The organism is Pseudomonas sp. UBA3153 (assembly GCF_002364635.1).
GTDB classification, from domain to species: Bacteria; Pseudomonadota; Gammaproteobacteria; order Pseudomonadales; family Pseudomonadaceae; genus Pseudomonas_O; species Pseudomonas_O kuykendallii.
In genome coordinates this window covers 38,080-63,937 of the sequence record NZ_DEYR01000026.1, presented here as the reverse complement: position 1 = coordinate 63,937, position 25,858 = coordinate 38,080, and the positions used below count along the sequence as shown (strand labels likewise).

The following is a 25,858-nucleotide window of genomic DNA, read 5'->3' as shown; positions in this document are numbered from 1 at the left end:
GAGGCCGCCTCCTACCCGATCGCGGATGAATCGCTCGGTAGGGTGCGCCGTGCGCACCGGGCGGCCGCGGCAATGGGTAGTGGGCGGCGGGTGGTGCGCGTGGCGCACCCTACGAAACGCACCCCGCATGTCATGAGCTTCCGTGGGGCGGGTGAACCCGCGTCGCGGCGTCTCTAACCTTGCGGTCGCGGGTTTCCCCCGCCCTACACCAGGGATTGCAGTGCCGGGTGATCGAATCCGGCGAGTTCGCGCAGCCAGTCGTGCGTGGTTTCGCCAGCGTCTTCCGGCCAGTCCGCGGAGGCGGATTCCAGCCGGCGCAGCAGTTCGCGCTCGGCCCGCAGCTCCAGCGCCTTGACCTGTTCGCGCAGTTCGGCCAACGCGGCGTCGCTGGTCGTCGCGGCTTTCCAGCCCTGGCGAAGCTGGCGCAGCGGCGTGACTACGGTTATTTGCCAGGGCGTCGCCAATGCTTTCAACTGCTCCGCGCGCGACGCCGTGCAGCTCACGCGGCGTGCGCCGAGCCAGGCGCCGCAGAGCAGCAGGCAGACGTCCGCGCCCTCGGCCTGCAGCGTCAGGCAGGCGTTTTCCACGCCGGGACGGGCGTAGCGGGCCAGGGCGAAACTCCATAGATCGACGGGCATTCGGCACTCCGGGCGGGGTGGGGGCGAAGCTGATAAACTCCGCCGCCATCATGATACGACTACAGAATCTTACCCTGCAGCGCGGTCCGCAGCGCCTGCTCGAAGGCGCCGAGCTGACCCTGCACCCCGGCCAGAAGGCCGGCCTCGTGGGTGCCAACGGCGCCGGCAAATCCAGCCTGTTCGCGCTGCTGCGCGGCGAACTGGGGCCGGACGCCGGCGACTGCCAGTTGCCCGCCGACTGGCGCATCGCGCACATGCGCCAGGAGATCGAGACCCTCGATCGCCTAGCGGTGGACTACGTGCTCGACGGCGACCTCGAGTTGCGCCGCGTGCAGCGCGAGCTGGCCATCGCCGAGGCCAGCCACGACGGCGCCGCCCTGGCGCGGCTGCACACCGAACTGGACAACGCCGACGGCTACAGCGCCGACGCCCGCGCGCGCAAGCTGCTGGCCGGGCTGGGCTTCTCCAACGAGCAGATGGAGCGCCAGGTCGGCGACTTCTCCGGCGGCTGGCGCATGCGCCTAAACCTGGCGCAGGCGCTGATGCGGCCGTCCGACCTGCTGCTGCTCGACGAACCGACCAACCACCTCGACCTCGACGCCATCCTCTGGCTCGAAGGCTGGCTGAAGAGCTATCCCGGCACCCTGGTGCTGATCTCCCACGACCGCGACTTCCTCGACGCCGTGGTCGACCAGATCGTCCACCTCGAACAGCGCAAGCTGACCCTCTACCGCGGCGGCTATTCGGCCTTCGAACGCACTCGCGCCGAGCGCATGGCGCAGCAGCAACAGGCGTTCGAGAAGCAGCAGGCGCAGCGTGCGCACATGGAAAGCTTCATTCGCCGCTTCAAGGCCAAGGCCAGCAAGGCGCGCCAGGCGCAGAGCCGGATCAAGGCGCTGGAGAAACTCGAGGAACTGGCGCCGGCGCACATCGATTCGCCCTTCGATTTCGTCTTTCGCGAGGCCGACAAGGTCTCCAGCCCGCTGCTCGACCTCGCCGAGGGCCGGCTCGGCTACGGCGAGCGCGCGGTGCTGGAGGCGGTCAAGCTGCAACTGGTGCCGGGCGCGAGGATCGGTCTGCTCGGGCCGAACGGCGCCGGCAAGTCGACCCTGATCAAGACCCTCGCCGACGAGATCCAGCCGCTCGGCGGGCGCCTGACGCGCGGCGAGAACCTGGTCATCGGCTACTTCGCCCAGCACCAGCTGGACGCCCTCGACGACAAGGCCAGCCCCTTGCTGCACCTGCAGCGCATCGCCCCTGGCGAGCGCGAGCAGACCCTGCGCGATTTCCTCGGTGGCTTCGACTTCCGTGGCCCGCGCTGCGACGAGCCGGTGCTGAATTTCTCCGGTGGCGAAAAGGCCCGCCTGGCGCTGGCGCTGATCGCCTGGGGCAAGCCGAACCTGTTGCTGCTCGACGAACCGACCAACCACCTCGACCTGGAGATGCGCCTCGCGCTGACCATGGCGCTGCAGGATTTCGAGGGCGCCGTGCTGGTGGTCAGCCACGACCGGCACCTGCTCAAGAGCACCACCGACGAATTCCTGCTGGTCGCCGATGGGCGCGTGCAAGCCTTCGACGGCGATCTCGAGGATTACGCCCGCTGGCTGCTGGACTACCGCGCGCGGCAGCAGCCGGTGGCGGTTGCCAGCGGCGCGGACAAGACCGACAAGCGCGCCCAGCGGCAGGCCGCCGCGGCGTTGCGTCAGCAACTGGCACCGCACAAGCGCGAGGCCGACAAGCTGGAGAAACAGCTCGGCGAGGTGCAGGAGAAACTCGCTGCGCTGGAGACGCGGCTCGGCGACGCGGCGCTCTACGAGGCGGGGCGCAAGGACGAGCTGCGCGACCTGCTGGCCAGCCAGACGAGCCTCAAGGTGCGTGAGAACGAGCTGGAGGAGCACTGGCTGGAGGCGCTGGAAGTCCTCGAAGGCCTGCAGCGCGAACTGGAGGCTGCATCGTGAACGAGGTCTACCTGTTCCTGCAGCAGAGCTGGCTGCAGCCGGTGTTCGAAGGGCTGAAGATCCTGCTCATCGTGCTGTTCGCCTACATCCTGCAGCGCCTGGTATGGCGGGGGCTGACGCGCCTCGGCGAGCGCTACCAGTTGCCGGTGGAACTGCTGCTGCCGCTGCGCGGCGGCTTGCGCTGGTTCATCATGGGCAGCGCCTTCATCATGGTGCTCGAGCGCCTCGGCGTGTCGGTGACCGTGCTCTGGACGGCGGTGTCGGGCTTCATCGCGGTGGCTGCGGTGGCCTTCTTCGCGATCTGGAGCGTGCTCTCCAACCTGTTCTGCGCGGTGCTGATCTTCACCGTCGGGCCGTTCCGCCTGGGCGACGTGGTCGAGGTGCTGGACGCCTCGGACAAGCCCGGCATCAAGGGCCGCGTCGCCTCGATCAACCTGCTCTTCACCACCCTTGAAGAAGTCGACGAGCACGGCAACACCTGCTCGGTGCAGATCCCCAACACGCAGTTCTTCCAGAAGTCGGTGCGCCGCTGGCGCGGCTCCGAACCCTTCACCCTGTTCTCCAACCGCGACGAATGATCGGAAGGTAAATCCCATGGCACTGCATACCTGGCTTGCGTTCCTGGTGGCCTGTTGGGTCATCAGCCTGTCCCCCGGCGCCGGGGCCATCGCCTCGATGTCGGCGGGCCTGCAATACGGATTCTGGCGCGGCTACTGGAATGCGCTGGGGCTGCAGGTTGGCCTGGCGCTGCAGATCGCCATCGTCGCCGCCGGCGTTGGCGCGGTGCTGGCCACCTCGGCGCTGGCCTTCGCCCTGATCAAGTGGTTCGGCGTCGTCTACCTGGTGTGGCTGGCGATCAGGCAATGGCGTGCGCTGCCCGCCGACCTGCCGGATGCTGCAGCCGCACGCCCCATCGGCCGGCCGCTGAGCCTGGTCCTGCGCGGCTTCCTGGTGAATGCCAGCAACCCCAAGGCGATCGTCTTCATGCTCGCCGTGCTGCCGCAGTTCATCGATCCGGTGCTGCCGCTGATGGGGCAGTATCTGGTGCTCGGCGCGACCATGATCGTCGTCGACCTGATCGTCATGGCCGGCTACACCGGCCTCGCTTCGCGGGTTCTGCGCCTGCTGCGCACGCCGCGTCAGCAGCGCCTGATGAACCGCAGTTTCGCGGTGATGTTCGTCGGCGCCGCCGGTTTGCTGGCGACGGTGCGCCGGGCCGTGGTGTGAGCGACACGCCGATGCGCGTCTGGATCGATGCCGACGCCTGCCCCAAGGCGGCCAAGGAGCAGGTGGTCAAGTTCGCCCTCAAGCGGCGCTTCCAGGTGCTGCTGGTAGCGGGCCAGCCGCAGATAAAACCGGCCTTCGCGCTGGTGCAGTTGATCGTGGTGCCGAGCGGCCCGGACGCCGCCGACGATTACCTGGTCGAGCACGCCGAGCCCGGCGATCTGGTGGTCTGCAGCGACGTGCCCCTGGCCGACCGGCTGGTGAAGAAGGGCGTGCTGGCGCTCGATCCGCGCGGCAAGGTGTTCGACGAGCGCAACATGGGCGAGCGCCTGGCGGTGCGCAACCTGTTCACCGACTTGCGCGAGCAGGGCCAGGCTGGCGGCGGTCCGGCGGCTTATTCGGAGCGCGATCGCCAGGCCTTCGCCAATACGCTGGATCGGCTGCTCGTGCAGTTGATGCGTTAGGCGCCGGCTTCTCAGGCCATTTCCAGGACCTGGTCCACCAGCTTGTTGATCCCGGCGGCCGCTTCCGCGATGGACTGGGCGAGCATGTAGGCCGGCGTGGTCACCAGCTTGTGCTCGGGGTCGACGACGATGTTGTCCACCTCGCACTCCTCGTGCCGCGCGCCCATCTGGGTCAGCGCCGCCGCCGTGTCGGCGTCCTTGCCGATGGTGCAGGTGACGCCTTCGCCGAAGATCTTCGCCGCCATCGACGGCGCGATGCACATCAGCCCGATGGGCTTTTCGGCAGCGGCGAAGGACTGGGCCAGAGCCAGCACGTCGGGCTGCACGCTGATATTGGCGCCGCTGACGGCGAAATCGCAGAGGTTCTTCGCCGCGCCGAAACCGCCAGGCACGATCAGCGCGTCGAACGCCTCGGCCTTCGCCTCGCGCAGGTCCTTGATCTGGCCGCGGGCGATGCGCGCCGACTCGACCAGCACGTTGCGCGTCTCGGACACCTCGTCACCGCTGAGGTGGTCGACGACGTGCAATTGGGCGATGTTCGGCGCGAAGCACTGCACCTGCGCACCACGCTGGTCGAGGCGCAGCAGGGTGAGCACGCTTTCGTGGATTTCCGCTCCGTCATAGACGCCGCAACCGGAAAGGATCACCGCTACTTTCTTGCTCATCGCCATTCTCCTGGGCAGGTGAAACGCTTCGGCGCCGGAAACTGCAGGGCCGTCATTCATATGGAGGTCACGATTGTGCGGCGGTTCAGCCGCCAGCGCGAGGCGGCGGGGTGAGGCTCAGCCGCGACGCGCCAGGTGCAGGCGGCGCAGCCACAGCAGGACGCCGCCGAGCAGCAGCGCGCCAAGCACGTAGAGCTCGTAGCGGCGCAGGTTGCCGAGCAGCCCTTCGAGGGCGGCACCGAAGTGATAGGCGGCCACGGTCAGTACGGTGGCCCAGACCAGCGCGCCGAGGGCGTTGAGCAGCAGGTAGCGGCCGGGTGAATAGCCGGACAGGCCGATCGCCACCGGCATGACCGTGCGCAGGCCGTAGACGAAGCGGAAACCCAGCACCCAGAGGTCGGGATGGCGGCGGAAGTAGGTCAGTGCCCTGTCGCCCAGCACCTGCCAGCGCGGGCGTCGTTGCAAGATCGCGCGGCCGTGGCGGCGGCCTAGGTAGAACCACAGCTGGTCGCCGGCGTAGCTGCCGAGGAAGGCGGTGAGCACCACCAGTTGCACGTTGAGGTAGCCGCGAAAGGCCAGGAAACCGGCTACCACCAGGATCGTCTCGCCCTCGAAGAAGGTGCCCAGGAACAGGGCGATGTAGCCGAAATTCTCCAGCAGGTGTTCGAGCATGGCGGGGGGTGAGCCGGGAAAAGGTAGGGCGCAGCCTACTCCTATCGCGGCCGCACGGAAAAGCACGCGGATCAATGCGCCCGGTCGCTCGACGGATCGCGCCGGGCTGGTGACAATGTTCGCTTGAGTGCCTTTGCGGCACCTGCCGTCATCAAAGGGTCATAATGACGGCCTATAACCGTCACACTGTGCCCGCTCGTGCGGGTCTGGAGTCCGCCGTGAGTTTTACCCCCGCCAATCGCCTGTTCCCTGCCACCCGCCTGCGGCGCAACCGCCGCGACGAGTTTTCCCGTCGTCTGGTGCGGGAGAACCAGTTGAGCGTGGATGACCTGATCCTCCCGGTGTTCATCCTCGATGGCGAGAATCGCCGCGAGCCGGTCGCCTCGATGCCCGGCGTCGAGCGGCTATCGATCGACCAGTTGCTGATCGACGCCGAGGAGCTGGTCGAGCTGGGGATTCCCTTGATCGACCTGTTCCCGTTCATCCCGGTCGAGCGCAAATCCCTCGACGCTGCCGAAGCCTGGAATCCCGACGGCCTGGTACAGCGGGCGATCCGCGCGCTGCGCGAGCGCTTCCCCGAGCTGGGCGTGATGACCGACGTGGCGCTCGACCCGTACACCACGCACGGCCAGGACGGCATCATCGACGCCGAAGGCTACGTGCAGAACGACATCACCATCGACGCGCTGGTCAAACAGACCCTGTCCCATGCCGAGGCCGGCGCGCACATCGTCTCGCCGTCGGACATGATGGACGGGCGCATCCAGGCGATGCGCGAGGCGCTGGAGGTGGCCGAGCATCCGAACGTGCGGATCATGGCCTACTCGGCCAAGTACGCCAGTGCCTACTACGGGCCGTTCCGCGACGCCATCGGCTCGTCTGGCAACCTCGGTTCGGGCAACAAGTACAACTACCAGATGGACCCGGCCAACGGTGACGAGGCGCTGCACGAAGTCGCCCTCGACCTCGCCGAAGGCGCCGACATGGTCATGGTCAAGCCGGGCTTGCCCTACCTCGACGTGTTGCGCCGGGTGAAGGACGAATTCCGCGTGCCGACCTTTGTCTATCAGGTCAGCGGCGAGTACGCGATGCACATGGCGGCCATCCAGAACGGCTGGCTGTCCGAGGCGGTGATCATGGAATCGCTGATCGCCTTCAAGCGCGCCGGTGCCGACGGCATCCTCACCTATTTCGCCAAACACGCGGCCAAGGCCCTCAAGCAAGGGCATTGAGATCACGCAGGAGACTCGATGAACAGCAGCGAAGGACTCACTGAAACCCCGCTCGACGAGGTGCCTGCCCTGGCCATCGCCGAGGCGCCGGAAACCCCGCCCGTGGAGGCGCTGCCCGATGTGGTCGCCGAGCCGGCCGCGCCGGTTCCGGGGGTCGACGACAGCAGCCTGTACATCCACCGCGAGTTATCGCAGCTGCAGTTCAACATCCGCGTGCTGGAGCAGGCGCTGGACGAGTCCCAGCCGCTGCTGGAACGGCTGAAGTTCCTGCTGATCTTTTCCAGCAACCTCGACGAGTTCTTCGAAATCCGCGTCGCCGGGCTGAAGAAGCAGATCACCTTCGCTCGTGAGCAGGCCGGCGCCGATGGCCTGCAGCCGCACCAGGCGCTGGCGCGGATCGCCGACCTGGTGCATGAGCAGGTCAACCGTCAGTACGCGATCCTCAACGACATCCTTCTGCCGGAACTGGCCAAACATAACGTCAACTTCATCCGTCGCCGCTACTGGACGCCGAAGCTGAAGGCCTGGGTCCGCCGCTATTTCCGCGACGAGATCGCGCCGATCATCACGCCGATCGGCCTCGACCCGACGCACCCGTTCCCGCTGCTGGTGAACAAGAGCCTGAACTTCGTCGTCGAGCTGGAGGGTATGGACGCCTTCGGCCGCGACTCCGGTCTGGCGATCATTCCGGCGCCGCGCCTGCTGCCGCGGGTGATCCGCGTGCCCGAGGACGTCGGCGGCGCCGGCGACAACTTCGTGTTCCTCTCCTCGATGATCCACGCGCATGCCGACGAGCTGTTCCACGGCATGAAGGTCAAGGGCTGCTACCAGTTCCGCCTGACGCGTAACGCCGATCTGTCGGTCGACGCCGAGGACGTCGAGGACCTGGCGCGTGCGCTGCGCGGCGAACTGTTCTCGCGGCGCTACGGCGATGCGGTGCGCGTCGAGGTGGTGGAAAGCTGTCCGAAGCCGCTCACCGACTACCTGCTCAAGCAGTTCGGCCTGTCCGAAAGCGAGCTGTACAAGGTCAACGGGCCGGTCAACCTGACCCGCCTGTTCAGCATCACCGGTCTCGACAGCCATCCCGAGCTGCAGTACGCGCCGTTCACGCCGCTGATTCCCAAGCAGCTGCAGAACCGCGACAACCTGTTCAACGTGGTCGGCAAGCTCGACTACCTGCTGATGCACCCGTTCGAGTCCTTCACCCCGGTGATCGACCTGCTGCGCCAGGCCGCCAAGGACCCCAGCGTGCTGGCGATCAAGCAGACGCTGTACCGCTCCGGGGCCAACTCGGAGATCGTCGATGCGCTGGTGGATGCCGCGCGCAACGGCAAGGAGGTCACCGCGGTGATCGAGCTGCGCGCGCGTTTCGACGAGGAGTCCAACCTGCAACTGGCGAGCCGCCTGCAGGCCGCCGGCGCGGTGGTGATCTACGGCGTGGTCGGCTTCAAGACCCACGCCAAGATGATGCTGATCCTGCGTCGCGAGAACGGCGAGCTGCGCCGCTACGCGCACCTCGGCACCGGCAACTACCACGCCGGCAACGCCAAGCTGTACACCGACTACAGCCTGCTGACCGCCGACGTGGCGCTCTGCGAGGACCTGCACAAGCTGTTCAACCAGTTGATCGGCATGGGCAAGACGCTGCGCATGAAGAAACTGCTGCATGCGCCGTTCACGCTGAAGAAGAACCTGCTGGAGATGATCAACCGCGAGGGCGTCGCCGCCAGCGAAGGGCGTCCGGCGCAGATCATGGCCAAGGTCAACTCGCTGACCGATCCGAAGATTATCCGCGCCCTCTACAAGGCCAGCCAGGCGGGCGTGAAGATAGACCTGGTGGTGCGCGGCATGTGCTGCCTGCGTCCGGGTGTGCCGGGTGTTTCGCACAACATCCAGGTGCGCTCCATCATCGGCCGGTTCCTCGAACACAGCCGCATCTACTACTTCCTCAACGGCGGCGACGAGAAGATCTTCCTCTCCAGCGCCGACTGGATGGAGCGCAACCTCGACAAGCGCATCGAGACCTGCTTCCCGGTGGAGGGCAAGAAGCTGATCACGCGGGTGAAGAAGGAACTGGAGTCGTACCTGACCGACAACTCCCAGGCCTGGGCGCTGCAGTCGGACGGCAGCTACGTGCGCTGCAGCCCGACCGGCAACCAGAACTCGCGCAATGCACAGGCCGCGCTGTTCGATCGGCTGACCAACCCGGTGACCGCGCGCTGAACAACGCGCCAGGGTTTCCCGCCACTCGCCCGGACACCCGGGCGAAACCCCTCAGATGCGCCCGCGAACCTGCTTCGGCGTCAGCCCGAACTGACGCTTGAACGCCGTGGCGAAGTTCGTCGCGCTGTTGTAGCCGGCGATCCAGGCCGCCTGGGCCACGTTGGCGCCTTGCCTTTCCAGGGCTTCGCGGGCCTCCAGCAGCTTGCGCGCGCGCTGGTACTCGAAGACGGTGGTCCCTTTGTGCAGGCGGAACTGGCGCTGCAGGGTGCTGGTATTGACGCCGGTTTCCCGCGCGATCCGTTCCAGCGACCAGCCATCGGCGGCGCCGCTGTCGAGCAGCTCCACCACCCGCAACAGCCGCCGGTGTTCGTGCGGACGCAGGCTGCAGGCCGGCAGCGTCGCCTCGTGGGTGATCGTGGTCAGCGCCTCGCCGGCGATCTCCAGCGCGCGACTTTCCAGGTAGAGGTTCTGCAGCATCGGGCTGTAGCCCGGCGGGCAGAGCATCTGTTCGGCCAGCGCCAGCAGCCGCGCCGACGGCTGCCAGTAGCGCACCTCAAGGTGCTGGCGCTTGAAGCCGACGATCTGCGCGTAGCCGGCGTGCTCGTCGAGCCCGCCGGACTCGAACCACTCCGGCGCCAGGCTCACCACCAGCTTGCGGACATGCGCGCCGCGCTTCGCCTCACGGCTGAACAGCGCGGGTTCGGCCAGGGCGATCGCCAGGCCTTCCGGCGGCGCACCGAGCCTGCTGCCGATGCGCAGCGCCTTGTCGCCGTAGCGCACGTCGCTGTGCCCTTCGAGGAAGAGGGCGAAGCTCAGGCGTGGCAGGACTTCCACCTCGGTGCAGAAGTCCTGCAGTTCATGGCAGTCGGAACAATGGAGCGACAACCCGGTACGCAGGTTGTGCCAGCGCACTTGGCCCTGGAACAGGCGCTCCTCGTCCGCCGACTCGTTGCGCAGGAAGCGCAGCCGGGTTTCCGAATTCAGCAGATTGGAACGGCCGACGAAGGATTCGGGGCTGCACATGGAGGCTCCTTGCGACGAGTCGGCTGCAGGCCGGCTCCGGGAAAACAACTTCGAGCAGGAGGAGAGTGGATGGCGCAAACCTTTTGCTCGTTTGCGCAAACCTTTTGCAGGTAGCGCTGTGGAAGACTACCGCCCGACATCAGTTGATGCAAATCGTTATCATTTGATTGGGCGCCGTCTTTGCGCCCGTTCGGGGGAGTTCACCGTGGCAACAGTCGCAAAATCGCCCATCTTCATCCGTCGCCGTCTGGTCATCGCGTTGTTGGCCGCCAGCACCGGCCTGGCCCACGCGGCCGACGTGGACACCGACACCTCCGCCGCGAGCGCAGCCATCCAGTTGGAGGAAGGCAAGGTCCTCGGCACCGCCGCCGAAGAGCTAAAGCAGGCACCGGGCGTTTCGGTGATCACGGCCGAAGACATCAGGAAGTCGCCGCCGGCCAACGACCTTTCCGAAATCATCCGCCGGATGCCGGGCGTCAACCTGACCGGTAACTCCACCAGCGGTCAGCGTGGCAACAACCGGCAGATCGACATCCGTGGCATGGGCCCGGAGAACACCCTGATCCTGGTGGACGGCAAGCCGGTGAGTTCGCGCAACTCGGTGCGAATGGGCTGGCGTGGCGAGCGTGACAGCCGCGGCGATACCAACTGGGTGCCGGCCGAACAGATCGAACGCATCGAGGTGCTGCGTGGTCCCGCGGCGGCACGCTATGGCTCGGGCGCGGCGGGCGGTGTGGTGAACATCATCACCAAGGCGCCGACCGAGGAAATGCACGGCAACGCGACCGCGTACATGAGCTTTCCCGCCCACAAGGAAGAAGGCGCCAGCAAGCGCATCAACTTCTCCCTCGACGGCCCGCTCACCGAAAACCTTTCCTACCGGTTCTACGGCAACGTGGCGAAGACCGACATGGACGACGCGGACATCAACGCCGGGCATCAATCGCCACGCACCGGGACCAATGCCGCCAGCCTACCGGCCGGCCGCGAAGGGGTGCGCAATCGCGACCTGAACGGACAGCTGGAATGGCGTTTCGCCGAAGGGCAGAAGCTCAGGCTGGAGGCCGGCTTCAACCGCCAGGGCAACCTGTATGCCGGCGATACCCAGAACACCAACACCAACGCCCTGGTGCAGCAGATGTTGGGGCATGAAACCAATACCCTGTATCGCCAGAGCTATGCGCTGACGCACGAAGGCCAGTTCGATTTCGGCTCGACGATGAGCTACCTGCAGTACGAGCGCACGCGTAACCGCCGCCTTGGCGAGGGGCTCGCCGGTGGTATCGAGGGAATCTTCAATCCGAACGGCGCCCTCGGCCCAGTCGGCGTGAGCACCGCCGAGCTGAAGACCACCACCGCCCACAGCGAAGTCAGCCTGCCGTGGGAAATCGCCATGCCGCAGGTCGCGACGATCGGCGTGGAATGGCAGGACCAGCGCCTGGACGACAGCGCCTCGAACTCGCTGAACTTCTCGCTGCCGCAGTTCGGCAACAACACCCTTCCGGGAATCGATGCCACCAACCGCGGCAGCAAGACGTCGGCGCGACTGGCTTCGGTGTTCTTCGACGACAACATCGAGTTGCGTCCCGGCACGACCCTGACGCCGGGCCTGCGCTTCGACCATCACAGCGAGTCCGGCAGCAACTGGAGCCCGGCGCTGAACCTGTCGCACGCATTGACCGAAGCCTGGAGCCTCAAGGCCGGTATCGCGCGCGCCTACAAGGCGCCCAACCTCTACCAGACCAACTCGGGATACCTACTCTACAGCGCCGGTCAGGGCTGCTGGGGCGGCGCCGGAAGCGGCGCCAGCGCCGGCTGCTATCTGGTCGGCAACAAGAACCTCGAGGCCGAAACCAGCATCAACAAGGAACTGGGAGTCGAGTTCAACGAGGGCGGCGTCACGGCCGGCGTCACCTACTTCCGCAACGATTACCGCAACAAGATCGAAGCGGGTACCAGCCCGGTCGCCTATTCCTCCACCGGCCGCCGGGTGTTCCAGTGGGACAATGTCGACAAGGCGCTGGTCGAGGGCATCGAAGGTACGCTGAACTTGCCGCTGAGCGAGTCCGTCACCTGGAACAACAATTTCACCTACATGCTGCAGTCAAAGAACGAGGACACCGGCGATCGCCTGTCGATCATCCCGAAGTACACCCTCAATTCCATGCTCGACTGGCAGGCGACCGAGCAGCTTTCGCTGCAGGCCACCGTCGTGTACTACGGCAAGCAGCAGCCGAAGAAGTACAACTACCAGGGCGTTGCGGTCTCGGGCAGCGAGGCTCGGGAAATCTCGCCCTACGCCATCGCCGGGCTAATCGGCACCTATGCGTTCAGCGAGAAGCTGAGCGTCACCGCAGGCGTATCGAACCTGTTCGACAAGCGCCTCTACCGCGAGGGCAACTCGCAAACCACCGGGACCGCGCCGAACCAGATCTTCGGTGCCGGCGCCTACACCTACAACGAGCCTGGGCGGACGTTCTACACCAGCGTCAGCACGTCTTTCTGAGGAGGCGTGAGACCCGACGCGCGGTACCGCAGAGCCGCCGTGCTTCGTCCTGCCAGGCCATCCGTGAACCGCTGATGAGGGCCGCCGCCGCGCGAGCGGCGCGGCCTGAGGTCGATCGACGAGGAGCAAGCGATGAACCACTTCCATGCCCGGGTACCGACCGCGCAGGCGTCGCGCAACATGACCCGGCTGTGCAAGCACTTCCGCCACAAGGTCAGCGTGAACTATGACGAGCGCCAGGCGAACGCGGCGTTTCCCTTTGGCCTGTGCCGCATGCGCGCCGAGGCGGACGCGCTGCTGCTGGACTGCCAGGCCGAGTCCGGCGAGGCGCTGGCGCGCCTGCAGTTCGTGCTCGCCGACCACCTGCTGCGCTTCTCGCGCGATGAACGCCTGGCGATCGAGTGGCAGGACGGGGCGAACCCGCAGATGTGAGTCGGCTCAGCGCGCCTTGAGCTGATAACCGACCCGCGCCAGCCATTCGGCTTCCTGGGCGAAATCCGCCTGGGTCAGCGGGTTGCTCTCCAGCCAGCCGTCCGGGAAGACCACCTCCAGGCTGCGCCGTCCGGCTTTGAGCTGGACCTTGGGCATTTCCTGGGTGCCGCGGATGTGGTGGAAGAGGATCGCAAAGCGCAGCAGGATGCACAGCCGCACCAGCTTGTCGGAGTCGGCGGTGAACTCCACGTACTTGTCGCGCGGGATGTTGCGGCGGTGGCCGCGCACCAGCAGTGCAAGCATCTGCTGGTCCTGACGCGAGAAGCCGGCCAGGTCGGAGTGCTCGATCAGGTAGGCGCCGTGCTTGTGGTAATGGTAGTGGGCGATGTCCAGGCCGATCTCGTGGACCCGCGCGGCCCAAGTCAGCAGTTCCCTCCAGGCCTCGTCGCGCAGGTCCCAGGCGTCGGCGACCTGCTCGTAGGCCGACAGGGCCTTGGCTTCGACCCTCGCGGCCTGTTCCAAGTCGACGTGGTAGCGCTCCATCAGCGACCCGAGGGTGCGCTCGCGGACGTCCTCGTGGTGTTGGCGGCCAATCAGGTCGTAGAGCACGCCCTCGCGCAGCGCTCCCTCGGAGTGCAGCATCTGGTCGAGTTCGAGGGCGTCGTAGATCGCCTCGAGGATTGCCACGCCCGCCGGGAAGATCGTCCGCCGGTCTGGCTTCACGCCGTCGAGATCGATGCGTTCGACATCGCCCAGCTTGAGCAGGCGGATTTTCAGCAGTTTCAGTCCCTGCGGATTGACCTCGCCGTTGCCGTTGCCCTCGCCACGAATCGCCAGGCCAACCGCGCGGATGGTGCCGGAGGCGCCGAGCGCTTCCTGCCAGCCAAGGCGGCGCAGCGCATGTTCGATGCCCATCAGTTCCAGGCGCGCCGCGGTGTAGGCCTGGGCGTAACGCGCCGAGGTGATCTTGCCGTCGCGGAAATAGCGCTGGGTGAAGCTGACGCAGCCCATCTGCAGGCTTTCCCGCAGGAGCGGTTCGAAGCGCTGGCCGATGATGAATTCGGTGCTGCCGCCGCCGATGTCGACGACCAGCCGTTTGCCCGGCACGTCGGGAGATGTCTGCGACACGCCCAGATAGATGAGGCGGGCTTCCTCGCGGCCGGAAATCACGTCCACCGGGTGCCCGAGAATGGCTTCGGCCTGGCGGATGAAGTCGCCACGGTTGCGCGCCTCGCGCAGCGCGTTGGTGCCGACGATGCGCACCGCGCCCTGCGGCAGTCCGTTGATCATCTGTGCGAACAGGCGCAGGCAATCGAGCCCGCGCTGCATGGCTTCGGCGCTGAGCTGGCGATTCTCGTCGATACCGGCGGCCAGCTGAACCTTGTCGCCGATGCGCTCGAGAATGCGGATTTCACCGCGATCGGCTTTGGCCAGGACCATGTGGAAGCTGTTCGAGCCCAGGTCGATGGCGGCGATCAAAGGGAAATGTTTGGCAGGAGCTGACGGCATGCTTAGCGTCTCGAGTTAGAACCGCGCCATCCTGCCACGATAGGGCGACTTCGCCAATTCGGCGCCCGTGGCGCTGCCGATCAGGGCGCGCAGGTGAATCAGGTCGGCATCGGTTGGGACAGGCATGCGCGGGCAAAGGTTGCGCCGCCGCCGTCGATAGGATTTGCCTTGGCCGCGATAGCGAAGCTCAATCGCCCGCGGCTTTCGATCCGTAGGCAAGCGGGCTATGATGGCCGCCAATTTCGATTCTGACCACGGAGACTTCCATGAGCGAGTTCATTACCCACGTCAGCGATTCCAGCTTCGATCAAGACGTGCTGCAAGCCGACGGTCCGGTTCTGGTCGACTATTGGGCCGAGTGGTGTGGCCCGTGCAAGATGATCGCGCCGGTACTCGACGAGATCGCCCAGACCTACCAGGGCAAGCTGAAGATCTGCAAGCTGAACATCGACGAAAACCAGGACACCCCGCCGAAGTACGGCGTGCGCGGCATCCCGACCCTGATGCTGTTCAAGAACGGCAACGTCGAGGCGACCAAGGTTGGTGCGCTGTCCAAGTCGCAACTGGCGGCATTCCTCGACGCCAACATCTGACGCCGCTGCGCTGCAGACGGCGAATTAAAGGCCCCGCAAACGACGGGGCTTTTTTCTGCGCAAAAGCTAGACGCTCGAACAAAGCCGGTGTTACATTCGGCTCGCTGCATTTTCTGACGCAGCCCTTCGCAAGCCGCCATCGCCGCACTCCTACTCCAGTCAGTACTGCGATTCCTTCGCCTCCCCCCGGCGCGGTCGGCATCCCAAGCTAAATGCTTCCTTCCTATTCTTCGTATCTACGTCATTCCTATGAATCTGACCGAACTCAAGCAAAAGCCGATTACCGAACTGCTGGAAATGGCCGAACAGATGGGCATCGAGAACATGGCCCGTTCGCGCAAGCAGGACGTGATCTTCTCGCTGCTCAAGAAGCACTCCAAAGGCGGTGAGGAAATCTCCGGTGACGGCGTGCTGGAGATACTCCAGGACGGTTTCGGCTTTTTGCGCTCCGCGGACTCTTCCTATCTCGCCGGCCCGGACGACATCTACGTCTCGCCGAGCCAGATCCGCCGCTTCAACCTGCGCACCGGCGACACCATCATCGGCAAGATCCGCCCGCCGAAAGAAGGTGAGCGCTACTTCGCACTGCTCAAGGTCGACTCGATCAACTACGATCGACCGGAGAACGCGAAGAACAAGATTCTCTTCGAGAACCTGACCCCGCTGTTCCCCACCAAGCGCCTGGTCATGGAAGCCGGCAACGGCTCCACCGAAGACCTCACCGGTCGCGTGATCGACCTCTGCGCACCGATCGGCAAGGGCCAGCGCGGCCTGATCGTGGCGCCGCCGAAGGCCGGCAAGACGATCATGCTGCAGAACATCGCGGCGAACATCACCCGCAACAACCCCGAGTGCCACCTGATCGTTCTGCTGATCGACGAGCGTCCGGAAGAAGTGACCGAGATGCAGCGCACCGTGCGCGGCGAAGTGGTCGCCTCCACCTTCGACGAGCCGCCGGCCCGCCACGTGCAGGTCGCCGAAATGGTGATCGAGAAGGCCAAGCGCCTGGTCGAGCACAAGAAGGACGTGGTCATCCTCCTCGACTCCATCACCCGTCTGGCGCGTGCCTACAACACCGTGATCCCGAGCTCCGGCAAGGTCCTCACCGGTGGTGTCGATGCCCACGCCCTGGAGAAACCGAAGCGTTTCTTCGGTGCCGCGCGGAACATCGAGGAAGGCGGTTCGCTGACCATCATCGCCACCGCGCTGGTCGAGACCGGCTCGAAGATGGACGAAGTGATCTACGAAGAATTCAAGGGCACCGGCAACATGGAGCTGCCCCTGGACCGTCGCATCGCGGAAAAACGTGTGTTCCCGGCGATCAACATCAACCGTTCCGGCACCCGCCGCGAAGAGTTGCTGACCGCCGAGGACGAACTGCAGCGGATGTGGATCCTGCGCAAGCTGCTGCACCCGATGGACGAAATCGCCGCCATCGAGTTCCTTCTCGACAAGCTGAAGGACACCAAGACCAACGATGAATTCTTCTTGTCGATGAAGCGCAAGTAAGGGTTCGGCAGGTCGACGAAAGCCGGGGAAACCCGGCTTTCGCGCATCTGCAGGTTCATGCCTCCGGCAGTTGGCGCTAAACTCGGCGCCCCCGCCTGCACGCTCCAGCGAGGCTCACCCATGCAGTATCGCGACCTACGCGACTTTATCAGCGGCCTGGAACATCGCGGCGAACTCAAGCGCATCCAGGTGCCGGTTTCCCCGGTTCTCGAAATGACCGAAATCTGCGACCGCACCCTGCGGCGCGAAGGTCCGGCGCTGCTGTTCGAGAACCCGACCGGCTTCGACATGCCGGTGCTCGGCAACCTGTTCGGCACGCCCAGGCGCGTGGCTCTGGGCATGGGCGCCGAAGACGTCAGCGAGCTGCGCGAGATCGGCAGGCTGCTGGCCTTCCTCAAGGAGCCGGAGCCGCCGAAGGGCCTGAAGGACGCCTGGTCCAAGCTGCCGATCTTCAAGAAGGTGCTGAGCATGGCGCCCAAGGTGCTGAAGGACGCGCCGTGCCAGGAAGTGGTCGAGGAGGGCGACGACGTCGACCTTGGCAAACTGCCGGTGCAGACCTGCTGGCCAGGCGATGTCGGCCCGCTGATCACCTGGGGGCTGACCGTCACCAAAGGGCCGAACAAGGAGCGGCAGAACCTCGGCATCTATCGCCAGCAGGTCATCGGCCGCAACAAGCTGATCATGCGCTGGCTCAGCCATCGCGGTGGCGCGCTGGATTTCCGCGAGTGGTGCGAGAAGTTTCCCGGCAAACCCTATCCGGTGGCGGTGGCCCTGGGCGCGGACCCGGCGACCATTCTCGGCGCGGTGACGCCGGTGCCGGACAGCCTCTCCGAATATGCCTTCGCCGGCTTGCTGCGCGGGCACAAGACCGAACTGGTGAAGTGCCGCGGCAGCGACCTGCAGGTGCCGGCCAGCGCCGAGATCGTCCTCGAGGGCGTGATCCATCCCGGCGAGATGGCCGACGAAGGCCCTTACGGCGATCACACCGGCTACTACAACGAGGTCGACCGCTTCCCGGTGTTCACCGTCGAGCGCATCACCCGGCGTCCCGAGCCCATCTACCACAGCACCTACACCGGCCGGCCGCCGGACGAGCCGGCGATTCTCGGCGTGGCGCTGAACGAAGTCTTCGTGCCGATCCTGCAGAAGCAGTTCCCGGAGATTACCGACTTCTACCTGCCGCCCGAGGGGTGCTCGTACCGGATGGCGGTGGTGACCATCAAGAAACAGTACCCGGGCCACGCCAAGCGCGTGATGCTCGGCGTCTGGTCGTTCCTGCGCCAGTTCATGTACACCAAGTTCGTCATCGTCACCGACGACGACATCGATGCGCGCGACTGGAAGGACGTGATCTGGGCCATCACCACGCGGATGGACCCCAAGCGCGACACGGTGCTGATCGACAACACGCCGATCGACTACCTCGATTTCGCCTCGCCGGTCTCAGGGCTCGGCTCGAAGATGGGCCTCGACGCTACCCACAAATGGCCGGGCGAGACCAGCCGCGAGTGGGGCCGGGCGATCGTCAAGGACGAGGCGGTCAGCCGCCGCGTCGACGAACTCTGGACTTCCCTGGGAATAGACTGAATAGTCCGTCTTGTCTTGAACACCGAGCACAACCCACCGATGAAAGTGACCTTGCAGCCGTCCGGAGCGGTACTCGACACGCTTCCCGGCGAGCGCATCCTCGATGCGGCGCGCCGGCTCGGCTACGACTGCCCGCAGAGCTGCCGCAACGGCAACTGCCATGTCTGCGCCGCGCTGCTGGTGGAGGGCCGGGTACGCCAGGACGGCGAGGTCCTAGACCAAGGCGAGCTGTTCACCTGCCTTGCCGAACCGATTGAGGACTGCGTGCTGCAATGGGACGGGGTGCTCGCCCCCGGCGAATTGCCGGTGCATGAGCTGAGCTGCCAATTGATCGAGTGCATCGACGCCGGCGGCGACGTGTTCCGTGTGCGCCTGCGTGCGCCGGCCGGCAAGCCGCCGCGCTACCACGCTGGTCAGTACCTGCAGGTGCTGCGCGAGGATGGCGAGTGGGCGGCGTTCTCCCTGGCGTCCTCGCCGCATTCGGGCCGCGAGCTGGAGCTGCATGTGCTGGCGCGGGAGGACTCCGCGCGCAACCTGCTGGCGTTCGTCCAGCGCCAGGGTTTCGCCCGTGTGCGCCTGCCGTTCGGCGATGCGCACCTTGCCGAGTTGCCCGACGGCCCGCTGGTGCTGATCGCCGCCGGCACCGGCATGGCGCAGATGCACAGCCTGATCGAATACTGCCGCAGCCAGGGTTTCGCCCATCCGGTGCATCTGTACTGGGGCGCGCGCCAGCCCGACGATTTCTACCGCGTCCCGCACTGGCAGGAATGGCAGACGGTGGACAACCTGTTCCTGCACCAGGTGGTCAGCGACCTGTGTGGCTGGGAAGGCCGCTGCGGGCTGTTGCACGAGGCTATCCGCGAGGACTTCGCCGACCTCGGCGCGCTGCATGTCTACGCCAGCGGCTCGCCGGCGATGGTCTATGCGACCCTCGACGCGCTGGTGGAGGCGGGCATGGATGCGCATCAGATGCGCGCGGACGTGTTCGCCTACGCGCCCCGCTGAGGTCGAGCCCGCGAGCGTCCGGGAAAGAGGTGAGGAAGCATGCAAAAGGCCGCCCGTGGGCGGCCTTTTTCGTGGGCGGCTGGCGATCAGCGCACCTGCACCACGATCTTGCCCACGGCCCGGCGCTGGCCGAGCGTATCGATGGCCGCGCCGGCCTGGCTCAGCGGGAAGGTCTGCGAGACCAGCGGCTTGATCTTGCCTTCGGCGAACCAGTGGAACAGCTGCTGGAAGTTGGCGGCGTTGTCCTGCGGCTGGCGCTGGGCGAACGAGCCCCAGAACACCCCTACCAGCGACGCGCCCTTGAGCAGCGTGAGGTTGGCCGGCAGGGCGGGGATGGTCCCGCTGGCGAAGCCGACCACCAGCATGCGGCCATTCCAGGCGATGGAACGGAAGGCTTCCTCGAACAGCTCGCCGCCGACCGGGTCGTAGATCACGTCGACGCCCTTGCCGCCGGTCAGCGTTTTCAACTGGTCCTTGAGGCTGCCTTCGCTGTAGTTGATCAGCTCGTCGGCGCCGGCGTTCTTCGCCACCGCCAGCTTTTCCGCGCTGCTCGCCGCGGCGATGACCCGCGCGCCCAGCGCCTTGCCGATCTCCACCGCGGCCAGGCCGACACCGCCGGAGGCACCGAGCACCAGCAGAGTCTCGCCCGGCTGCAGGTTGCCGCGTTGCTTGAGGGCGTGCATCGAGGTGCCGTAGGTCATGCCGAAGGCCGCCGCGCTGGCGAAGTCCATGCCCTCGGGGATCGGCATCACGTTATAGCCGGGCACCGCGACCTGTTCGGCGAAGCTGCCCCAGCCGGTCAGCGCCATCACCCGGTCGCCGACCTTCAGATGGCCGACCTTTTCGCCCACTGCCGCGACCACCCCGGCCGCTTCGCCGCCCGGCGAGAACGGGAAGGGCGGCTTGAACTGGTACTTGCCCTCGATGATCAGGGTGTCGGGAAAGTTGACCCCGGCGGCGTGCACGTCGAGGAGCACTTCGTTGCCCTTGGGCTGCGGGCTGGCGATGTCTTCGAGGACCAGGCTGTCGGCGGGGCCGAAGGCTTTGCAGAGCACGGCTTTCATCGGGGGCTTCCTTCGTTCTGATTGTTGGCCTGGCAGTGTAGGGGCGGGGCCTGCCCGGTCAATCAGCATGCCCCTGCCTGATGGCCGGGCATAAGCCGTGATCGCCGCCGGGCTTGGGCGCGGCACGCACACTGGCTATGCTAGGCGCAGACCTCTGGAGAATCGGCTTTGAAAACCTGCATCGCGTTATTGCTCGCCCTGTCCCTGCCGCTGGCGCACGCCAACGAGGAAGCCGAACCCAAGGAAGGCGAGGCGGCCGCGCCGACGACGGCCTACATCGGCCTCACCCCCGCGCTGGTCGGCAACTACGGGTCCGGGCCGAAGCTGAAGTACTACAAGGCGGACATCGCCCTGCAGGTGAAGAGCGCCGACGCCAAGGCCAAGGTGGAGCACCACGAGCCCTTGATCCGCAATCAGCTGGTGATGATCTTCTCGCAGCAGACCGACGAGAGCCTGGGCAGCCCGGACGGCAAGGAGAAGCTGCGCCAGGAGGCGCTCAAGCAGGTCCAGGACGTGCTCCAGCAGGAAGAAGGTGCGCCGCTGGTGGACGACCTGCTGTTCAACAACCTGGTCGTCCAGCCCTAGCCCGGCGTTTCAGGCCATCTGCGCCAGCGTCTTGCGGAAGCGGCTCAGCGCGGCGAAGAAGAACAGGCTGCCGATGCCGATGATCGCCAGCAACTGCGGCCAGATGATCGCCAACCCCGCACCGCGGTAGAGAATCGCCTGGGCCAGGGCGACGAAGTGGGTGGTCGGCGCCAGCAGCATGATCCGCTGGATCACCTCCGGCATGCTCTCGCGCGGCGTGGTCCCGCCGGAGAGTATCTGCAGCGGCATCAGCACCAGGATGATCAGCAGGCCGAGTTGCGGCATCGAGCGCGCCAGGGTGCCGAAGAAGATGCCCATCGACGTGGTGGCGAACAGGTGCAGCGCGGCGCCTGCGAGGAACAGCCCTACCGAGCCGGCGATCGGCACCTGCAGCCAGCCCTGGACCACCAGCAGCAGCGACAGCGCCGCGGCGCCGAGTACCACCGCGCCCATCGACCATACCTTGGCCAGCATGATCTCGAACGGTGTCACCGGCATCACCAGCAGGTGCTCGATGGTGCCGTGCTCGCGTTCGCGGATCAGCGCCGCGCCGGTGAGAATGATCGAGAGCATGGTGATCTGGTTGATCACTTCCATCACCGAGCCGAACCAGGTGCGCGTCAGGTTCGGGTTGAACTGCATGCGCACGTTCAGCTCGGCGCGTTGGGCGGCGAGGGCGCGGTAGCGGCCGATGAATTCGCCGATCTCGCTGCTGACGATGTTCTGGATGTAGCCGGCGCCGGTGAACGCCTGGCTGATCTGGGTGGCGTCTACGTTCAGTTGCAGCGCCGGCTGGCGGCCGGCGAGCACATCGCTCTGGAAGTTCGGCGGCACGTTCAGGGTGAAGGTGTAGAGCCCGGCGTCCATGCCATGGTCCATGCGGTTCAGGTCGATCAGCGCCGGGCTGAGAAAGTAGGGCGGCTGGAAGCTGTGGACGATCCGTGTGGACAGCTGCGAGCGGTCCTCGTCGACCACCGCGATCGCGGCATTGTGCAGGCTCTCCGGCATGCTGGTGGCGGACGAGTAGACGCCCACGCTGAACGACCAGACGATCAGCGCCAGCAGCGCGTAGTCGCGGCCCAGGCTGCGGAACTCCTTGAGCCCCAGGTGGAAGATGTTGGCCAGGCGCTCCATGGTCAGGCCTCCTGCTTCTTCAACAGTGTCGTGCTGAGCAGCGTCAGCAGGGGAATGGTCAGCAGCAGCGGCACGAAATAGGCGGCCAGGTCGGCGACGCCCAGCGCCTTGGAGAAGGCCCCGCGGCTGATCACCACGAAGTGCGAGGTCGGATAGACGTGTCCGATCAGCGCGCCCAGGCCTTCGAGTGCCGACACCGGGTAGATCAGGCCGGAGAACTGGATAGCCGGCAGCATGGTGGCGATGGCCGTGCCGAACACTGCGGCGATCTGGCTGCGGGTGAAGGTCGATATCAGCAGGCCGAGCCCGGTCGAGCAGAACAGGTAGAGCAGCGCGCCGATTGCCAGAGCCGCCGGGCTGCCCTTGATCGGCACGTCGAACACCAGCACCGCGAACGTGACGAGGGAGAGGAAGTTGAGCAGGCCGATGCCCACGTAGGGCAGTTGCTTGCCGAGGAGGAACTCCAGCTTCGTGACCGGGGTGACGTAGAGGTTGATGATCGAGCCGAGCTCCTTCTCGCGGACCACGCCGAGTGCGGTGAGCATTGCCGGGATCAGCATCAGCATCATCGGGATCACCGCCGGCACCATGGCCTTGAGGCTTTCCACGTCGGGGTTGTAGCGGTAGCGCACCTCGAGGTCCGCCAGCGCCGCAGCGCCGGGTTGCGGCGAGCGCTGCGCCAGTCCGCGCAGGTAGTCGTTGTGCAGGCCCTGCACATAGCCGTTGATGGTGTCGGCGCGGGTCGGCATGGCGCCGTCGATCCACATGCCGATCTGTGGGCTGGCGCCGCGCTTGAGGTCGCGGCCGAAGTGCGCCGGGATTTCCACCGCCAGGCTGATCTCGCCGTCGCGCATGCGTCGCTCGAGGTCGGCGTAATCGGTGATCGCCGGGCGCTCGGTGAAGTAGCGCGAGCCGGTCAGGTTGAGCACGTACTCCTGGCTGGTGGTGGTCTGGTCGCGGTCGAGCACGGCGAAGGTCAGGTTCTCCACGTCCAGGTTGATGCCATAGCCGATGATGAACATCAGCAGCAGCGGGCCGAGCAGCGCCAGCGTGCGACGGATCGGGTCGCGGCGCAGCTCCATGCTCTCGCGCAGCGAGTAGCTGAGCAGCCGGCGCAGGCTAAAGCGCCGTTGTGGCTGCGCCTGTGGCGCCACGGGCGCGCCGACCGGCGTTGCCGGCTCGGTGGCGATGGCGGCGGCGCCGGTGGCTTCCTCGAGGTAGGCGATGAAGGTCGCCTCCAGGGTCGGCAGCCCGCGCTTGGCGATCAGCGCCTGCGGAGTGTCGCTGTCGAGCACCTTGCCCGCGTGCATCAGCGAGATGCGGTCGCAGCGCAGCGCTTCGTTCATGAAGTGGGTGGAGATGAAGATGGTCACGCCATCGTTGCGCGACAGGTCGATCATCAACTCCCAGAAACCGTCGCGGGCGATCGGGTCGACCCCCGAGGTCGGCTCGTCGAGGATCAGGATTTCCGGCTTGTGGATCACCGCCACCGCCAGCGAAAGACGCTGGCGCATGCCCAGCGGCAGGGCGTCGGGCAGGGCCTCCAGCGAGCCGAGCAGGTCGAAGCGGCCGGCCATCTCGGCGACCCGTGCGTCGATCTGCTCGCGCGGCACATGGAACAGCTGGGCGTGCAGCACCAGGTTCTGGCGCACGCTGAGTTCGGCGTACAGCGAGAAGCCCTGGGACATGTAGCCGACCCGGCGGCGGGTGTTCATGTCCTGCGGATCGACCTTCTGGCCGAACAGGAAGGCTTCGCCCTCGCTGGCCGGCAGCAGGCCGGTGAGCATCTTCATGGTGGTCGACTTGCCGCAGCCGTTGGAGCCGAGGAAGCCGAAGATCTCGCCGCGCTCGATGCGGAAATTCACATGGTCGACCGCGACGAAGTCGCCGAAGCGGCAGGTCAGCTGGCGCGCCTCGATGGCGATCTGTCCGGCTTCGCCCTGGGAGCGCGGCGGAATCACCAGTTGCCGGTGATCGCGGCGTTTCTCCTCCGGCTGCAAGGCGATGAAGGTTTCCTCCAGGCTGCTGCAGCCGGTGGCATCGCGCAGTTCCTGCGGCGTGCCGGTGGCGAGGATGCGCCCGTCGTCCATCGCCATCAGCCAGTCGAAGCGTTCGGCCTCCTCCATGTAGGCGGTGGCGACCAGCACGCTCATGCCGCGGCGTTCGCTGCGCAGGCGTGCGATCAGCTCCCAGAACTGGTTGCGCGAGAGCGGATCGACGCCGGTGGTGGGCTCGTCGAGGATCAGCAAATCCGGATCGTGGATCAGCGCGCAGCACAGCCCGAGCTTCTGCTTCATGCCGCCGGACAGCTTGCCGGCCGGGCGCTCGGCGAAGGGCGACAATCCGGTGCTGGCGAGCAGGTCGGCGATGCGCCGCTGGCGCTCCGCGGCATCCTGGCCGAACAGGCGGCCGAAGAAGTCGACGTTCTCGAACACCGACAGCGTCGGGTAGAGGTTCTTGCCCAGGCCTTGCGGCATGTAGGCGATGCGCGGGCAGACCGCACGGCGGTGTTCGGCATCGGCCATGTCGCCGCCGAGCACTTCGATGCGGCCCTGCTGGATCTTCCGCGCGCCGGCGATCAGCGCCAGCAGGCTGGATTTTCCCACCCCGTCCGGGCCGATCAGGCCGACCATCCGGTCCGCCGGGATGTCCTGATCGACACCGCGCACGGCGTAGGTCTCGCCATAACGCAGATCGACCCCGTGCAGCTGGGCGACCGCGGGCCGCGAGCTCACTGCGGAACCTTGGTCTGCAGCCTTTCGGGCCATTCAACCTGCGGGTCGAGGCGCAGGTAGGCCATGCCAGGCACGCCGGTCTTCACCTGGGCGAGGTGTTGCTGCAGCAGCGCCGGATCGATGCGTGCCTTGACCCGGAACATCAGCTTCTCGCGCTCGCTGGCGGTTTCCACGGTTTTCGGGGTGAACTGGGCGACGCTGGCGACGTAGGACACCTTGGCCGGAATCACGTACTGCGGGATCGCGTCGATCACCAGGCGCACGTCCGAGCCGAGGGTGACGCGGCCGGCCTGCGCGGAGGGCAGGAAGAAGGTCATGTAGACGTCGCCCAGGTCGACCAGGTTGAGCACCTTGCCGCCGGCCGCGAGCACTTCGGCCGGTTGGGCGATGCGGTACTGCACGCGACCGCTGCGCGGCGCCTTCAACTGGCTGTCGTCGATATCGGCGAGCAGGCGGTCGACGCTGGCATTCGCGGCCTCCACCGCGGACTGCGCCTCGATCACCTGCGAGCGCGCGGCGGCGATGCCGGCATCCGCCGAGGCCACCTGCGAACGCGCCGCCGCCAGCGCCGCCTGGGCGCTTTGCAGGTGCGCCAGGTCGTCATCGAGTTGCTGCCGGGGCATGGCGTTGCGCTGCACCATGGCCGCGGTGCGCGCGTAGCGCTTGTCGCTGGCGGAGAGTTCGGCCTGACGCTGGCGCACCACGGCTTCGGCGGTGGTCCTCTCGCTTTCGCGCAGGCTGACCTGGGCCTGCGCAGTGCGCGTGGCATTTTCCGCCTGGCGCACCTGGGCGCGGGCCTGGGCGAGTTGCGCCTCGAGCACCTGGGTGTCCATTTTCGCCACGGTCTGGCCGGCCTCGACGAAGTCGCCTTCGTCCACCTCGATGGAGGCGATGCGCCCGCCGAGCTTGCTGGCGACGTCGATCTCGGTGGCCTCGATGCGCCCGTTGCCGCTGGCGATGCCGTCTTCCAGGCCACTGGGACGCCATTCGAACCAGGCCAGCGCGGCCAGGATCAGGAGCCCGGCGAGAATGCCGGCGCGGATCGTCCATTTTCCCTTGAGTGTCATCGGGAGCTGCCTTCTGCTGCGGAGGGGGACATC

22 protein-coding genes are annotated in these 25,858 nt (G+C 66.4%); 13 read left to right on the top strand and 9 right to left on the bottom strand.

What is annotated here, in order from left to right; translation table 11 throughout:
* Nucleotides 1-203: 203 nt before the first annotated feature.
* A complete protein-coding gene (locus B2X67_RS05650; protein ID WP_286784878.1) occupies nucleotides 204-638 on the bottom strand; it encodes a TIGR02444 family protein in 435 nt (144 codons plus the stop codon).
* Nucleotides 639-688: 50 nt separating this feature from the next.
* Here B2X67_RS05650 and B2X67_RS05645 point away from each other — a divergent pair, with 50 nt between their 5' ends.
* Genes B2X67_RS05645 through B2X67_RS05630 form a run of 4 tightly spaced genes read left to right on the top strand, consistent with a single transcriptional unit; the run spans nucleotide 689 to nucleotide 4,284 of the window.
* Nucleotides 689-2,596 (top strand): ATP-binding cassette domain-containing protein, encoded by a 1,908-nt coding sequence (locus tag B2X67_RS05645; RefSeq protein ID WP_286784877.1) that lies wholly within the window; start codon nucleotides 689-691, stop codon nucleotides 2,594-2,596.
* On the top strand, nucleotides 2,593-3,174 hold the full coding sequence (locus B2X67_RS05640; protein WP_282339337.1) for a mechanosensitive ion channel family protein: 582 nt from the start codon (nucleotides 2,593-2,595) through the stop codon (nucleotides 3,172-3,174). Before B2X67_RS05645 ends, B2X67_RS05640 begins: the two co-directional genes overlap by 4 nt.
* A 16-nt stretch (nucleotides 3,175-3,190) precedes the next feature.
* Nucleotides 3,191-3,823: a homoserine/homoserine lactone efflux protein gene (gene rhtB / locus B2X67_RS05635; RefSeq protein ID WP_286784876.1), complete on the top strand. Its 633-nt coding sequence runs from the start codon at nucleotides 3,191-3,193 to the stop codon at nucleotides 3,821-3,823.
* An 11-nt stretch (nucleotides 3,824-3,834) separates the two neighbouring features.
* Nucleotides 3,835-4,284 carry a YaiI/YqxD family protein gene (locus B2X67_RS05630; protein WP_286784875.1) on the top strand — a complete coding sequence of 150 codons (450 nt, stop codon included), beginning with the start codon at nucleotides 3,835-3,837 and terminating at the stop codon, nucleotides 4,282-4,284.
* A gap of 11 nt (nucleotides 4,285-4,295) precedes the next feature.
* Here the strand turns inward: B2X67_RS05630 and elbB are convergent, their stop codons facing one another.
* Together elbB and B2X67_RS05620 are read right to left on the bottom strand one after the other, a co-directional pair.
* A complete protein-coding gene (elbB, locus tag B2X67_RS05625; RefSeq protein WP_286784874.1) occupies nucleotides 4,296-4,949 on the bottom strand; it encodes an isoprenoid biosynthesis glyoxalase ElbB in 654 nt (217 codons plus the stop codon).
* A 117-nt stretch (nucleotides 4,950-5,066) separates the two neighbouring features.
* Nucleotides 5,067-5,621: a DedA family protein gene (locus B2X67_RS05620; RefSeq protein WP_090224137.1), complete on the bottom strand. Its 555-nt coding sequence runs from the start codon at nucleotides 5,619-5,621 to the stop codon at nucleotides 5,067-5,069.
* Between the two features lie 218 nt (nucleotides 5,622-5,839).
* Here B2X67_RS05620 and hemB point away from each other — a divergent pair, with 218 nt between their 5' ends.
* Both hemB and ppk1 read left to right on the top strand, forming a co-directional pair.
* The gene (gene hemB, locus B2X67_RS05615) at nucleotides 5,840-6,853 is read left to right on the top strand and encodes a porphobilinogen synthase (RefSeq protein WP_282339340.1); all 1,014 of its coding nucleotides are present in this window, start codon (nucleotides 5,840-5,842) and stop codon (nucleotides 6,851-6,853) included.
* 18 nt (nucleotides 6,854-6,871) lie between these two features.
* Entirely contained in the window at nucleotides 6,872-9,076 is a 2,205-nt protein-coding gene (gene ppk1, locus B2X67_RS05610) for a polyphosphate kinase 1 (protein WP_286784873.1), read from the top strand.
* A gap of 51 nt (nucleotides 9,077-9,127) precedes the next feature.
* Here the strand turns inward: ppk1 and B2X67_RS05605 are convergent, their stop codons facing one another.
* Complete coding sequence (locus tag B2X67_RS05605) at nucleotides 9,128-10,099, bottom strand: helix-turn-helix transcriptional regulator (RefSeq protein WP_286784872.1); 972 nt, start codon at nucleotides 10,097-10,099, stop codon at nucleotides 9,128-9,130.
* A 205-nt stretch (nucleotides 10,100-10,304) separates the two neighbouring features.
* Here B2X67_RS05605 and B2X67_RS05600 point away from each other — a divergent pair, with 205 nt between their 5' ends.
* Nucleotides 10,305-12,605, top strand: a complete 2,301-nt coding sequence (locus B2X67_RS05600; protein WP_286784871.1) for a TonB-dependent siderophore receptor — start codon at nucleotides 10,305-10,307, stop codon at nucleotides 12,603-12,605.
* A gap of 132 nt (nucleotides 12,606-12,737) precedes the next feature.
* The gene (locus tag B2X67_RS05595; protein WP_282339344.1) at nucleotides 12,738-13,037 is read left to right on the top strand and encodes a DUF2218 domain-containing protein; all 300 of its coding nucleotides are present in this window, start codon (nucleotides 12,738-12,740) and stop codon (nucleotides 13,035-13,037) included.
* Between the two features lie 6 nt (nucleotides 13,038-13,043).
* On the opposite strand, the gene ppx is transcribed toward B2X67_RS05595, so the two are convergent.
* Nucleotides 13,044-14,546, bottom strand: coding sequence for an exopolyphosphatase (ppx, locus tag B2X67_RS05590; RefSeq protein ID WP_282339345.1), 1,503 nt, complete (start codon nucleotides 14,544-14,546; stop codon nucleotides 13,044-13,046).
* A gap of 266 nt (nucleotides 14,547-14,812) precedes the next feature.
* On the opposite strand from ppx, the gene trxA reads away from it, so the two are divergent.
* From trxA to B2X67_RS05570, 4 genes are all read left to right on the top strand, one after another.
* Nucleotides 14,813-15,139 (top strand): thioredoxin TrxA, encoded by a 327-nt coding sequence (trxA, locus tag B2X67_RS05585; RefSeq protein ID WP_090224122.1) that lies wholly within the window; start codon nucleotides 14,813-14,815, stop codon nucleotides 15,137-15,139.
* Between the two features lie 249 nt (nucleotides 15,140-15,388).
* Entirely contained in the window at nucleotides 15,389-16,648 is a 1,260-nt protein-coding gene (gene rho, locus B2X67_RS05580; RefSeq protein ID WP_286784870.1) for a transcription termination factor Rho, read from the top strand.
* Nucleotides 16,649-16,768: 120 nt separating this feature from the next.
* On the top strand, nucleotides 16,769-18,235 hold the full coding sequence (gene ubiD / locus B2X67_RS05575) for a 4-hydroxy-3-polyprenylbenzoate decarboxylase (protein ID WP_286784869.1): 1,467 nt from the start codon (nucleotides 16,769-16,771) through the stop codon (nucleotides 18,233-18,235).
* Nucleotides 18,236-18,274: 39 nt separating this feature from the next.
* Nucleotides 18,275-19,240: a CDP-6-deoxy-delta-3,4-glucoseen reductase gene (locus tag B2X67_RS05570; protein WP_286784868.1), complete on the top strand. Its 966-nt coding sequence runs from the start codon at nucleotides 18,275-18,277 to the stop codon at nucleotides 19,238-19,240.
* Between the two features lie 86 nt (nucleotides 19,241-19,326).
* Here the strand turns inward: B2X67_RS05570 and B2X67_RS05565 are convergent, their stop codons facing one another.
* Nucleotides 19,327-20,304 (bottom strand): NADPH:quinone oxidoreductase family protein, encoded by a 978-nt coding sequence (locus tag B2X67_RS05565; protein WP_286784867.1) that lies wholly within the window; start codon nucleotides 20,302-20,304, stop codon nucleotides 19,327-19,329.
* Between the two features lie 168 nt (nucleotides 20,305-20,472).
* Between B2X67_RS05565 and B2X67_RS05560 the strand changes: the two genes are divergently transcribed.
* Nucleotides 20,473-20,889 (top strand): flagellar basal body-associated protein FliL, encoded by a 417-nt coding sequence (locus B2X67_RS05560; protein WP_090224112.1) that lies wholly within the window; start codon nucleotides 20,473-20,475, stop codon nucleotides 20,887-20,889.
* A gap of 9 nt (nucleotides 20,890-20,898) precedes the next feature.
* Here B2X67_RS05560 and B2X67_RS05555 read toward each other — a convergent pair whose 3' ends face one another.
* From B2X67_RS05555 to B2X67_RS05545, 3 genes are read right to left on the bottom strand one after another with little or no spacing between them, the layout of a single operon-like run.
* Nucleotides 20,899-22,023, bottom strand: coding sequence for an ABC transporter permease (locus B2X67_RS05555; protein ID WP_286784866.1), 1,125 nt, complete (start codon nucleotides 22,021-22,023; stop codon nucleotides 20,899-20,901).
* Nucleotides 22,024-22,025: 2 nt separating this feature from the next.
* Entirely contained in the window at nucleotides 22,026-24,758 is a 2,733-nt protein-coding gene (gene rbbA / locus B2X67_RS05550; protein ID WP_286784865.1) for a ribosome-associated ATPase/putative transporter RbbA, read from the bottom strand.
* Entirely contained in the window at nucleotides 24,755-25,825 is a 1,071-nt protein-coding gene (locus B2X67_RS05545; protein WP_286784864.1) for an HlyD family secretion protein, read from the bottom strand. Before B2X67_RS05545 ends, rbbA begins: the two co-directional genes overlap by 4 nt.
* Nucleotides 25,826-25,858: the final 33 nt, after the last annotated feature.